Genomic DNA, 11,460 nt, shown 5'->3' with positions numbered 1-11,460 from the left:
CCGCTGATGGCCGAGACGCTCCAAATTGGCGAGATTGCCATCGAGATGACCCGGAAGGACGTCAAGCACGTTCACCTCTCGGTGCATCCGCCGGCGGGCCGAGTCAGTCTGGTCGCGCCGAGGGCCACGCGTGTCGAGGTCGCGCGCGCCTACGCGATCTCGAAGATGGGGTGGATTAGGGAGCAGCGAGCAAGGCTGAAGGCCCAGGCGCGAGAGACGCCGCGACGCTTCGTCGAACGCGAGAGTCACTACGTCTGGGGGCGGCGTTATCTGCTGACGCTCGTCGAGGCCGACGAGAAGCCCGGCGTTTGTCTCGGTCACAGCAGGATCACGCTTCGCGTGCGGCCGGGCACGAGCGCGGCGAAGCGCGCGGACATCATCCACGACTGGCACAAGACGTTGCTCCACGAGGTGGTGCCGCCCCTCATCGCGAAGTGGGAGGCGAAGCTCGGGGTCCGCGTCACCGGCTACTACCTCCAGCGCATGAAGACGAAGTGGGGAGGCTGCAACCACCGGGCAGGCAATATTCGGCTCAACACCGAGCTAGTGAAGAAGCCCAAGGACCTCGTGGAGTACGTGGTCGTCCACGAGCTGCTGCATCTGATCGAACCGACCCATAGCGAGCGCTTCATCGGTCTCCTAGACAAGCACTACCCCTCGTGGAGGGAGGCACGCGCGGAGCTCAACGCCTTGCCTCTCGCTGCGGAAAAGTGGCGCGAGTAGCTGGTGATCGGTGATCGGCGGGGAGGCGCCTGCTCGGGAGAGCGCCCCGGCTTCCAAAAAAGACCACGCCACGACGCGCAGGCGGGCGCTCGTGCGCGCCGTCCTTCACGAGCAGCAGCCATGGGCCGGGACCAGCGCGATCGGCTCGCCACGCACCAACGTGGGCGCCCGTCCGGCGCTCGCGCGGGACACCGCCCCGACGATTGTGGCGAGGAGGTGGCGGTGGACGGGTGTGAAGCGCGAATCACGCGGGCGATGTTGCTGGGGCAGCACAAGCACGAGGTGGCGCTCCAGTGCGCTCGCGAGGTGCTGGAGGAACTGTGGCCCGGGTCGTACAGCATCGAGCAGCGCTACCGGTACTACCCCAACGCCAGATTCCTGGAGACGGTGAGCCGGGAGGAGGAGGCGCGACTCATCAAGGAGGGGTGCACCAAGGAGCTGTGGCGCACCATCAAGCCGGACCTGGTGCTCCATGCCGACCGCGACCTGCTGCGGTCGGTGCTCACCGTGGATTACAAGTTTCCCTGCCCCGATACGAACCGGGCGAGATGGACGCGTTATGGCGAGAGCAGCGCCTATGCGGACCTCAGCCAGGGCGAAGTCTACAAGAATGCGCTCGGCGGTGAGGTCGTCCTCATCTCCCCAGGGCAGGGGGTGATTCCATGAGGGAGGACATTCCCGTCATCCGGGTGCGGAACGATGGTGGTGATGAGGTGACCCGAGACGGCATCGTGCTCTGCTTCTTCATGCGCCGCTCTCATGGAGAGATTGCTCCCGCGGTGTGGCGCGCCTTGCAGGCGTACCGTCGCGCCATCCCTCATCAGGCGCTTGGCTGGTACGGCTCGGATGATGGAGACACCCTGCCGCTCGACGACCAGGGCTGGGAGAACATTCGCTGGCAGACTCTCGAACGTCCTCGGACAAATGCCTGCATCATCGAACTGGAGGAAAACTGTAGCGGAGCAAGTGTCTACCACTTTGATTATCACGGCCGGAACCTCGACTCTCCCCTCTACTCTGGTGACGAGGGCGCTACGAGCGGGATGGCCTTCTCGTTTCCCACCGAGTACCTCTTGGCGCATGGCCCCGCCCACCTGCGAGCCTTGGCCCAGGAACTCGGGCGAGAGCTGCCCTTCAGCTTCGGTTACGCCAGCCTCGCCTTCGTCGCTCCGCGCGGTACGTGGTACGCGGCGCGAAGAGAGCTCCTTGGCCCGCTGCGGCGCTACCTGGGTTTGGACCTGTACCACTTGAGTGAGACCAGCGGGCTGATTGGTGCCGGGGCGCGGGGGGCCTACTGGCTGACGTTCCTGGGGCAGCCGCTGCTCGGCCAGCTCGGGGGCACCGAGGCGCTACGGCAGCGGCTCTCCTTCTCGGAGGTCACCTTCGAGCCGATGGAGGACGAGCGGCTGCTCCTCACCCTGGGCGAGTGGCCCGACGCCATCGACACGGAGAAGGGGGGAGTCCCTCCCCAGTACCGGGCACTGGCACGGCTGCTGGAGCCGTACCTCCGCGAGGAGGGCGGCGACTGGCCTCCCATGAACAGGGAATTCATGCACCGGTGGTTCCGGCGGCTCTGCCAGCGAGCGGGGGCACAGAGCGGGTGAGGAGGTAACTGACGCGCCGCCTGTAGGACGCGAACACTCCCCGAAGGAAGAAGGCCAGGGTCGCAGCCGCCCTGGTTCGGAGCTGGCGCTGGAATAGCCTGGCGACAGCTCAAGGAGTAGGGCGGGGCGCTGTCAGCCCTTGAAGACGTGCTCGCGGTGCCACTTCAGGTAGTTGGGGTGGGGCCGCCACTCCTCGCGCCGGGGCGGCCGCAGCTGCCGGTTGGAGTGGATGAGCCGGCCCACGTACTCGGGCACGCCGCTCTTCGCCAGGAGGTGACCTGCTCGATGATGGAGCGCTCGGGTAGCCGGGTGGTGGCTCCTTGAGCGTGCGAGTTCAGGCACTAGGTTGGAGCCAGAGCCAGGGTGGATGCACGCGGGCCAGCGGTCCCTCAGCCCACCCACTCCTTCTGGGTGACCTCCACCATGAAATCGCGAAACGCCGCAACCTTGCGCGCGAGCGGCCGTGTCGATGAGTAGAGCAACAGCAGCCCGCCGACGCTCACGCGGACTGAGGGAAGGACACGCACGAGCTCGCCGCTCGCGACGTACGGCTGCGCGATGAACGCGGGCAACGTAGCAATCCCCCCGCCCGATATCGCAACGCCACGCAGGAAGAGGAAGTCGTTCGCGACAATCCTCGGTGTGAACGTTGCGGGAAAGTCGAACGCGCGACGCAGGGGGCCTGCCACGAGCCAGTCGTGCTCGGGCGATGCGAGTCCCCGAGGGCTGCCGCGCCGTGCGAGGTAGCTCGGCGCCGCGTACAGACTGAGCTCACCTCGCTGGACGAGCCGTCGCGCCGTGAGCGACGTGTCGTGGTGCTTGCCGCTGTCACCACGAAGCGCGACATCGAATCCCTCGGCTGCGATGTCGACCATGCGGCTGCTGAACTCCGCCTGTACCTGCACCTTCGGGTAGAGCGCGATGAAGCGCGAAATCACGCTGCCGAGGAACGTCGCGCCGAGGTCATAGGGCGCTGTGAGCTTGAGGGTGCCGGCCGGCTCACTCTGGTGCTCGGGCAATTCCCTCGTGGCGTGAGTCAGGGCCTGCACGTGCGCGGCGGTTCGTTCGTAAAGCGCCGTTCCTGCGGTGGTCAGCGAAACCCGCCGAGTCGTTCGATAGAACAGCCTCGAGCCGACGGACTCCTCGAGCTTCGCGATGTTGCGGCTCACGGTCGCCGTGGTCGTCCCGAGCGTGCGAGCCGCTGCAGAGAAGCTCGCCCTGTCGGCGACCTCCACGAACACAGCGAGCAGCGCCACGTCAATTGTTACGCTCATGCATTGGTGTATTGCACCGTTGCGTCTTGTGTGGAAGTCGCGGCGCCCCTATTCCATCGCATGCAAGAAGACGTCGCGCGCGGCATCGGGCTCTTCGCAACGAAAGTCGCACCGGCCGTGCGCAAGGCAACCGGAAGGACATCCTCATGAAGATCGGAATCAGTGGGGCGAGTGGGCAGCTCGGCGCAGCGACGGTCGCGGAGTTGAAGACCCGCGCGCCGGACGCCCATCTCGTCGGCATCTCGCGGACGCCTGAGAAGGTGAGTGCACTCGGCATCGAGGCGCGGTTCGGCGACTTCGATCAACCCGACTCCCTCACCAAGGCGTTCGCGGGCCTCGACCGGCTGCTCATCATCCCTTCGAGCGACATGCGTCCCGGTGTTCGAGCTGCGCAGGGACACGACGCGATCCAGCGTGCCGTCGATGCAGGCGTTGAACACATCGTCTTTACGTCGGCGCTCGGGACGAAGTCGGCCGAGGTCCCGCACCTCTGGCAGAGCTATTTCGTTCCGGAGCAGTCACTGATGCGTCTGGCGAAGAAGTGGACCATCCTTCGGATGGCCTACTACGCCGAGTCGTTCGTCGATGAAGTTCGTATGTCGCTGTCACGCGGCATTCATGCAGCGACTTCGAACACGCCGGTCAACTTCGTCGCGCGAGACGACGTCGCCGCTGCGGCGGCAGGCATCCTCGCCGGTCAGGGGCACCACGGCGCCATCTGCCAGGCGACCGGACCGGCGGCGCTCGATGGCGCGGCGCGCGCTTCGTTGGTCGCGAAGGTGACAGGCAAGAGCTTCGGCTTCGCCGCCGTGAGCGTCAGCCAGTACCGCGAGGGGCTCGCGGCCGCGGGATTGCCTCCGTTCGTCGTGGATGCCGTTCTCAGCATTCAGGACATGTGGGCCACGGGTGGCTTCGATGTGACGACGGGCGATGTCGAACGGCTCACCGGTCGCGCGCCGAGGTCACTCGAGGATGCGCTTCGACGCGCGGCGCTGTAGCAGCGGTGGCCTGTTCGGGCTGTGGTGGATTTGCTCCCAGAGCGCCTAGCGGAACGAATCCACGATGGCCACCCCAGCGGAAGATCCGCCCAGGACGGCAATTCCAGGCCGCGACTCTGGAAGCTTCCGGAGCTGGTTCATGCTCAGGCGCGCCACCGCGCAGATGGGCAGCTTCTCGGTGTCCGGTGGGTGGGCTTCGTAATAGCGGATGACGACCTGAGGGCCGCCCGTCCAGACCTGACCATACAGGCGGGTCGTGGTCTCGAGCGTGCCGAAGTCTTTCTCCAGCATGCTCTCGATGGGCCCGTCATAGAGCATGATGGGCGTCGACTGGATCTGGTTCGCGTCGAGCTCCACCCAGGAGGTGTCTCCCACTCGCAGCTTCAGCGCCCGCATCGTCCTCTTGGCTTCCTCTGGGCATTCCTCGGGACCCGGAGTGCCATCGGGCCGCAGCGCCACACTCCCTTGGGTCGTGGTGCAGCCAGGAGTCGCACAGAGCAGGGTGACAGCGGCGATGCGGAGCGCTTTGGCGGCGGGCATGAGCGGCATCTCTACTCCCGAAGCAGTGAGTGATCCAGGTTCACGATCAGCTGCCGGAGCCCGTCTCCACGGAAGATCTCCAGGACTAGGTTGTGGAGTCCCCCATCTGTGATGAACGCGCTCTTGTCCGCGACGACCGCGATGGTCCCGGACTGGCCCTGGGCGATTTCGGTCCTATCCATGCGAAGTGCGAAGGGGCGAGAAGTAGAGGGCTCCGCGCTGGTGGATAGCAGTGCGTTCCTGAACCTCCACGTTTTGTCGCCGTGGGTGTTGGTCAGGTGAATCACGGCCGCCGCCTTGCCTGGCCCCTCGAAGACTTCGACCTTGATGTTCACGTCCCCGTCCTTCAGGAGCGCCTGCTTCCTGCTGCGGAATGGCGTCTTCTTCTCTGCTCCTTTGACGAGCAGCGTTGCGAAGGCGTGGTCGACCGAGGTCTCTTCCTTCTTGAGACGTTCGGTCTCCTCCCTCAACGCGCCCTCCCTCTTGAGCGCGTCGTAGAGGGCCGAAAGCACTGCGTCGTAGCTCTCGCGGCTCTTGAACACGTTGACCTGCTGGTCCGTGGCCCGCTCTTCGTGTGCTGGCGGAGCCAGCAGGAATGACACCTCCGTCCCGTCAGTAAGCGCCACGACCAGGGGAATCCGCTCGTCGGGATTGAGGTCGTGAATCGGCTCCAGGACCACCTTGTTGCCCAGCACGCCCAGTGGCGTCAGCCGACCCTCCCAGCCAAGCATCTTCGTCTTCGCCGAGTTCACGGGCTGCTCGAAGCGCAGGGTGGTCAGGACCTGGCCGGAGACGTAGAGGGTGTGAGTCCACTCGGCGGGATGCCCCGAGAGCAGGATGGTCCGGACGGCGGCGGCTTCGCGCTCCCCGGCAAGGGCCGCGGATGCCAGGAGGACAATCACCAAGCCATACCCGGGTGGTAGTGTAGAGCGCGTCATCCGGCAAACCTACCAGGATGGGTCAGGCGACCTCAATTCTTCAAAGTGCCATACGGCACTCGCTGTCGAACGCCCGGGGGCAAGTCCATCGGTTTCACGCGCGTCCCTCCGAGCTTCGCGGTCGGGAGCGCACACGGTAGCGTCGAGTGATGTCCGACCTGTTCGCCGTCCGTGTCCTCGGAGTCTCCCGCAGGGCTGCCCGCCTGTTGGTGACCTCCGTGCACCCCGACTCCGGCAAGTCCGCGCCGCACGCGGTGTTCGCATTGATGTTGATGTACGACCCGATTGCGCAGTCGGAGGATGCCGCGTTCAGCAAGCACCGACACCTCGAGGACTCGGCGCTCGCGCAGGCAATGGACGAGCGCAGTGTCTTTGACAGCGCGTGGATGAAGGCGAACGCGCAGGCGTTCGTGGCGAAGGTGAAGCGGTCCGGCCCTTTGCTCGAAATCCAGCCGACGCACCCGGCGTGGATCGAGCACCTGCGCAAGGGCATGGCGTGGCGGACGGCCGCCTATGACGCCGGGCCGGGCCTGCCCGCCGCGCCCCGGTCGCCTGCGCCGAAAGGCGCGCCGGCCTCGCGCTCGCAGGACCCGGCGGCCGGGTTTCGCGTCGGCCAGCCACACCTCCCCAAGCACAAACTCCCCGGTGCGTTCATCGCCCTGTACGGCGCGAATCGCTACGTCGCCGACCCGGTGCTCACCGACCCCGCCGCCATGAAGAATGCGACGGCGTCGATGGTGGGTCAGCCGCTGCTGCTCGTGCCGAAGCGCGGGCCGAAGCGGGTCGGCACGCTCGTCCTGACGAGCCCGGAGCAAGTGCTCATCTACCATGAGGCGGCGGACTGGCACGGCTCGGAGGTGGCGGACTTCGACGACCTGAAGTCGCTCGGCCGCGCGTGGCTCTCGCAGGACGAAGCCGCCACGGCGCCCGAGCCGACAGCGAAGACCGGGCCACGGAAAGCAGCGAAGAAGGCCGTGCGCAAAGCCGGCGCACGGAAAGCAGCGAAGAAGGCCGTGAGCAAAGCCGGACCATGGAAAGCAGCGAAGAAGGCGGCGAGCAAGGCCGGGGCACGGAAAGCAGCGAAGAAGACGGTGAAGGGGAGAGCGGCCACCTCGGTGCGTCGTTGAGGCTTGCTGCCGGCTCGCAACAGCACATGGACGAGAGATTTTCCAAGTACCGGTGGGAATCCCCCCACCTCCTTCATCGACAAAGAGTTCGGAGCTCTTGTATCGAATCTACAAGAACAGACCCGATGTCCTGAGCACCGGGTCTCCGGACCGGATCGTCATCGAATACAGCTGACGCGTCGCCTCCTGGGCCACGGGAGGACGTCGCGGCATGTCCTCCGGCTGGCCTATCCTGCGGCACATGGACAGACACCTCGCCCGCACGAACCCGCGCCTGTACGCCGCCCGGTGGCTCTCCGCGGACGAGGAGGGCCACACGGCCCTGCTGCGCGCGCTCCCGCCGGACGACCTCGCGCTGCACGTGGAGGCGCTCCTCGCCGCCCTGACGCAGCCTCCGAGCGTCATCGGAGAAGGGCGCCTCACCGTCGACCTTCGCGTGGATGGCCTCGACGAGGTGTCCTTCGGGGCCTTCCACCAGGAGGACGGCTCGAAGCGGAAGCGCTACCAGGTGCTCTCCGCAGCGGGCCTGCCGCCAGCCGCGGCGCGCCCCGTAGTCGAAGCGCTGTGGGCGGCCAACGCGCGCCTGGGCCGCAAGCCCGCGTACACCCACGTCACCGCCATCTCCTGGGCTGGCCTCTGGGGAGAGGACGACCCGTACAAGCAGGAGGACGAAATCGCCTTCGACCTCCGCCTCTACGACCGGCTGCTGGGCGTGCTCGACGCGGTCTTCTCCGGACTGCCGCTGCGCCGCGCCGAGCTGCAGGGCTACGAGGCCGCCTATCGCTATTACGTCGAGCTGCCGGGCGGACGCACCCTGCCTGATTACAGCCAGCCGGAACCGGGCAACGCCAACCTCCACCTCTTCTGGGAGACACCGGACGGCGGAGAGGCGGAAGGCCTCGTCCCCAACCGCACCTACAGCAATGCCTCCCGCGACGCCCTGGTGGCCTGGAGCGAGCGGACGGTCCGCGCGCGCCGCTGCCCGCTCTGGCAGCGGTGGCAGGACCGCCACTGGCCCTCGGTGCTGGAGACCCCGGCGTAGCGCCGCCCTACCTCACGGCGTGGTGAAGAAGGAGCTGACGGCGGTCGCGTAGCTCTGGGGCAACCCTCCCAGCGTCTGGAATGGGCGGCCCTTCAGGTCCTGGCCGGTGATTTCCATGGCCAGCACCCGCAGCTTGTAGATGGACGCAGGTCGCAGGGTGCCGGGAGGCAGCCGCACCTGCGTCGTCGAGCCGGGCACATAGAAGTACCCATCGAACTCCGCCATGACGAAGCCCTGGTCATCGACATAGCGGAAGAGGGCCAGCCGGTAGCCGGTGGGCGTGCCCCTCTCGGGTGGCAGCCAGGAGATGACGGGGCTGGTGGCGCCCACCTGTCGCTGCACGTTCGCGTCGAGGCCGTCGATGGCCAGCCCGCGCGGCGGCGTCAGGCGGGGACTCAGGGGCGATGCGAACAGGTTCGTCACCAGGTCCCGGGTCGCCATGTTCTCGATGGAGATGGACTGCATGCGGCCGGAGCCATCGGGCAGCATCTCCCTGTGGCCCAGGTGGTACGCCGCGGAGCCCACCTGGGCCCAGGTGGCCGGGAACGGGTTTCCATACGCCAGGCGACGCGTGAAGTTGAAGGCGGCGCGAGCAGGCAGCTCGAGCCGGAGCAGCAGGCCCGAGGCGCCCACCGTGCCATGCTCGGGCCTGTGTGGGCCGGCCTCGATGTAGAGCACGGGCTTGTTGAGCGTCGCGGCGGGATGCATCTGCGTGGCGCGCGAGGTGTACTCGGAGAGGCGCCACTCCAGGGCCAGCTCTTGCGTCGGCACGGACTGCATCACCCCGCTGACCTGCAGGGGCGTGGTGCCATCCGCGGTGAAGTCGAACGGCGCCGTCTGAGTGCTGCGCACCACGGTGCGGCTCACCACGGCCCCCCCGTCCGGCAGCGTGCCCGCATCCATGGCACCGAGCTGGTTCACATACAGCGCGTCCCCCTTCGCCGCCTCGAAGACGGGGACGGTGTTGAGGTGGTTCCAGGTCTCGGCCGTGCTGGCGGTCACGGCCGTCTGGCCGTCCTGGGGCTCTTCATGGAGGTAGACCTCGCCCGCCAGCTCCACCTGCCCGGAAATGACCTCCAGGCTGGAGAAGTTCTGCGAGTCCCACATGAACACCCACGGGGCGAGGTTCGACAGGGTGAGCTGCATCGGCGTCGCGCTCGTCCCCGTGAAGACGGTGTCCACCCGGCCGACGTGGTTCGAGCCGAGCTCCACGTGCCGCGCGTCCGTCAGGACGTACGCGTTCCCCGTCCTCAGGTAGTACGTCCCCTGCGGCACTCCGGCGAACTGGTAGCCACCGTCGGTGGCCGTGCCGTCGATGCGGGTGAACGTCCCTCCATCCTGGACGAGCACATGGGGTGGACGCGCCGACATGTCCTCGGGGCGCTCGGCAACCCCCACCAGCGTGTGGAAGCGCAGGTGGCTCGTCACCCGCACCGTGTCTGCGCCGGGCGTGCCTCCATCACCGGGCTCGCACCCCGCGGAGAGCTCTTCGCCCATCCACGTGCCGCCTCCCGACACGGGCGCTCCCGAGCCCTCGGGCTCGCCCCCCGCGCAGCCCAACCACGTGACACAGAAAGCAACCCACAACGGATTGGGACGATGCGGCTTCATGGGACTCCCTCCAGGCGCCCGGCGGAGAATCCGCCCGGCTGTAGATGCAGACAGGTTACGGAAGCTGCTGTCCCGCCGCCGGGGCCTGGAGCCTGCCCGGACCATCAAGGCCCGGGCAGGAACTCACTCACCAGTCGTAGCCGTGGTGGCCCTTGAGCACGATGACCTTGCGGCTGTTCGGGTAGTACAGGACGGCGTACTCCGCGTAGTCGTGGCAGTTGTGGCAGGAGATCTCCTCCCAGGCGAGCCACGCCTGGATGGGGCCACCGCCCGCGAACGAGTCGATGGCGGCCAGCAGCGGGGAGCTGCTCGAGCCGAAGAAGAAGTTGTCCACCAGGCCGGCGCGGTCGGTGAACTCGCCGTACTCGGCCGGCGGCAGCGTCTGCGTCGTCGCGTTGAAGTGGTCCATCACCGCCTGGATGGTGACGGGCGTGGCCGGGCACTGCGGGGTGCTGTACGCGTCGATGCTGTTCAACGCGTACCAGTCCGTCGACGAGGAGCCCTGGTTGAACGCCAGACGCGCGGGCTCCAGGGAAGCGGAGTCAATCTCGGTGAGCGACAGCGGCTGGCCCGGGAGCACCTCGCAGGCGCTCGCGTACATGCAGCGCGACACCTGACGCTGGGTGCCGCACGCGCCGTAGTCCAGCGTGCTGGCGGGCAGCGCGTGGATGCAGTTGTACACGGCCGGCAGGCAGGCCTGGGACGGCCAGGTGTTGTACGGGTCGTCGTTGGTGCTGATGGCCAGCTCGGTGACACGCGCCACCGGGCGTGCCGTCCTGCTCACCACCGTGCCGTCGTTGAGCGTGGCGGTGAAGGTGAGCGGCGTCGTGTGCGGGTCGATGGCCTGGTGCACGGCCGGGTAGCGCCAGTCGAGCTGGAAGGTGTCCGCGTCCACGCGGGTGACCACCGGCGTGCCGTCCGGCGCGGTGACGATGAGCGAGCTGGCCGCCGCGTCCACCCGGCCCCGGTACATCAGGTTGTCGGTGCGCGCCGCGTTCCACACGTACTTCGGCTCCACGTCCTCATGGATGTTGATGGACGTGGACCCGCGCAAGTCGAAGAACCGCGGCGCCACGACGAGCCGCGCGTAGTACCGCGTCGGGTAGCCGGTGAACGTGTCGATGGAGATGAAGAGCGGCAGCCCGGAGAGCACCGTGTTCAGCTCGTGGCCCTCCTCCAGCACCACCTCGAAGCGGCGCTCGCTGATGATGTTCGCCGTGCCGAAGGCGTCGTCCGGCACGAAGCTGAAGACGTCCTGGAGGTAGCGGTTGGTGGTGCCACGGATGACGAGCACGCGCTTGTTGTTGCGCGTCTCGAAGGTGCCGAGCGTCTCGAAGCTCAGCTCGTGCGTGCCCGTGGGCTCGTACGCGTAGATGCGGGTGGCCGTCGCCGCGGCGGTGGAGACACCGGTCTCCTCCGCCGGCGTGGACGAAGGCTCGGGGGAAGGCTCGGGGGACGTGGGGCCACAGGCCGTGGCGCCGAGGGCCAGGAGACAGGCGAGTGCGAGGCTGCGTAGCTTCATGGTGGGGGACCTCTCCGGGTGAAGAATTCCGGGAGTACCACAGCTGCCTGACTCTCCTGTGAAGGCGCCTGTGTCAGTCCT

12 protein-coding genes are annotated in these 11,460 nt (G+C 67.3%); 6 read left to right on the top strand and 6 right to left on the bottom strand.

The features are described 5' to 3' along the window. Window positions 1–6 precede the first annotated feature (6 nt). From LXT23_RS18590 to LXT23_RS18580, 3 genes are all read left to right on the top strand, one after another. Window positions 7–723: a M48 family metallopeptidase gene (locus LXT23_RS18590; protein ID WP_253981543.1), complete on the top strand. Its 717-nt coding sequence runs from the start codon at window positions 7–9 to the stop codon at window positions 721–723. 222 nt (window positions 724–945) lie between these two features. Next, on the top strand, window positions 946–1,389 hold the full coding sequence (locus tag LXT23_RS18585) for a hypothetical protein (RefSeq protein WP_253981542.1): 444 nt from the start codon (window positions 946–948) through the stop codon (window positions 1,387–1,389). Next, window positions 1,386–2,327: a type VI immunity family protein gene (locus LXT23_RS18580; protein ID WP_253981541.1), complete on the top strand. Its 942-nt coding sequence runs from the start codon at window positions 1,386–1,388 to the stop codon at window positions 2,325–2,327. Before LXT23_RS18585 ends, LXT23_RS18580 begins: the two co-directional genes overlap by 4 nt. 132 nt (window positions 2,328–2,459) lie before the next feature. On the opposite strand, the gene LXT23_RS49705 is transcribed toward LXT23_RS18580, so the two are convergent. Together LXT23_RS49705 and LXT23_RS18575 are read right to left on the bottom strand one after the other, a co-directional pair. Next, complete coding sequence (locus tag LXT23_RS49705) at window positions 2,460–2,582, bottom strand: hypothetical protein (protein WP_256560948.1); 123 nt, start codon at window positions 2,580–2,582, stop codon at window positions 2,460–2,462. 134 nt (window positions 2,583–2,716) lie between these two features. Next, a complete protein-coding gene (locus tag LXT23_RS18575; protein ID WP_253981540.1) occupies window positions 2,717–3,583 on the bottom strand; it encodes a LysR family transcriptional regulator in 867 nt (288 codons plus the stop codon). Between the two features lie 164 nt (window positions 3,584–3,747). On the opposite strand from LXT23_RS18575, the gene LXT23_RS18570 reads away from it, so the two are divergent. Then, window positions 3,748–4,599 carry an NAD(P)H-binding protein gene (locus tag LXT23_RS18570; RefSeq protein ID WP_253981539.1) on the top strand — a complete coding sequence of 284 codons (852 nt, stop codon included), beginning with the start codon at window positions 3,748–3,750 and terminating at the stop codon, window positions 4,597–4,599. A 45-nt stretch (window positions 4,600–4,644) separates the two neighbouring features. Here the strand turns inward: LXT23_RS18570 and LXT23_RS18565 are convergent, their stop codons facing one another. Both LXT23_RS18565 and LXT23_RS18560 read right to left on the bottom strand, forming a co-directional pair. Then, window positions 4,645–5,139: a serine/threonine protein kinase gene (locus LXT23_RS18565; protein ID WP_253981538.1), complete on the bottom strand. Its 495-nt coding sequence runs from the start codon at window positions 5,137–5,139 to the stop codon at window positions 4,645–4,647. An 11-nt stretch (window positions 5,140–5,150) separates the two neighbouring features. Continuing rightward, entirely contained in the window at window positions 5,151–6,041 is an 891-nt protein-coding gene (locus tag LXT23_RS18560; RefSeq protein ID WP_253981537.1) for a DUF2381 family protein, read from the bottom strand. Window positions 6,042–6,226: 185 nt separating this feature from the next. Here LXT23_RS18560 and LXT23_RS18555 point away from each other — a divergent pair, with 185 nt between their 5' ends. After that, window positions 6,227–7,204 carry a hypothetical protein gene (locus tag LXT23_RS18555; RefSeq protein WP_253981536.1) on the top strand — a complete coding sequence of 326 codons (978 nt, stop codon included), beginning with the start codon at window positions 6,227–6,229 and terminating at the stop codon, window positions 7,202–7,204. Window positions 7,205–7,445: 241 nt separating this feature from the next. Beyond that, window positions 7,446–8,246, top strand: a complete 801-nt coding sequence (locus LXT23_RS18550; protein WP_253981535.1) for a hypothetical protein — start codon at window positions 7,446–7,448, stop codon at window positions 8,244–8,246. A 12-nt stretch (window positions 8,247–8,258) separates the two neighbouring features. Here the strand turns inward: LXT23_RS18550 and LXT23_RS18545 are convergent, their stop codons facing one another. Together LXT23_RS18545 and LXT23_RS18540 are read right to left on the bottom strand one after the other, a co-directional pair. Further along, window positions 8,259–9,857 carry a fibronectin type III domain-containing protein gene (locus LXT23_RS18545; protein WP_253981534.1) on the bottom strand — a complete coding sequence of 533 codons (1,599 nt, stop codon included), beginning with the start codon at window positions 9,855–9,857 and terminating at the stop codon, window positions 8,259–8,261. A 127-nt stretch (window positions 9,858–9,984) separates the two neighbouring features. Continuing rightward, window positions 9,985–11,379: a hypothetical protein gene (locus LXT23_RS18540; RefSeq protein ID WP_253981533.1), complete on the bottom strand. Its 1,395-nt coding sequence runs from the start codon at window positions 11,377–11,379 to the stop codon at window positions 9,985–9,987. Window positions 11,380–11,460: the final 81 nt, after the last annotated feature.

The sequence above is a fragment of the Pyxidicoccus xibeiensis genome (assembly GCF_024198175.1).
Taxonomy (GTDB): Bacteria; Myxococcota; Myxococcia; order Myxococcales; family Myxococcaceae; genus Myxococcus; species Myxococcus xibeiensis.
This window is presented reverse-complemented; position numbering and strand designations above follow the sequence as displayed.

Excerpts from the sequence above, each read along its gene's own strand:
- LXT23_RS18590 (WP_253981543.1), top strand. The coding sequence starts at position 7 with ATGGCCGAGACGCTCCAAATTGGCGAGATTGCCATCGAGATGACCCGG.
- LXT23_RS18580 (WP_253981541.1), top strand. The coding sequence starts at position 1,386 with ATGAGGGAGGACATTCCCGTCATCCGGGTGCGGAACGATGGTGGTGAT.
- LXT23_RS18570 (WP_253981539.1), top strand. The coding sequence starts at position 3,748 with ATGAAGATCGGAATCAGTGGGGCGAGTGGGCAGCTCGGCGCAGCGACG.
- LXT23_RS18565 (WP_253981538.1), bottom strand. The coding sequence starts at position 5,139 with ATGCCCGCCGCCAAAGCGCTCCGCATCGCCGCTGTCACCCTGCTCTGT.
- LXT23_RS18555 (WP_253981536.1), top strand. The coding sequence starts at position 6,227 with ATGTCCGACCTGTTCGCCGTCCGTGTCCTCGGAGTCTCCCGCAGGGCT.
- LXT23_RS18550 (WP_253981535.1), top strand. The coding sequence starts at position 7,446 with ATGGACAGACACCTCGCCCGCACGAACCCGCGCCTGTACGCCGCCCGG.
- LXT23_RS18545 (WP_253981534.1), bottom strand. The coding sequence starts at position 9,857 with ATGAAGCCGCATCGTCCCAATCCGTTGTGGGTTGCTTTCTGTGTCACG.
- LXT23_RS18540 (WP_253981533.1), bottom strand. The coding sequence starts at position 11,379 with ATGAAGCTACGCAGCCTCGCACTCGCCTGTCTCCTGGCCCTCGGCGCC.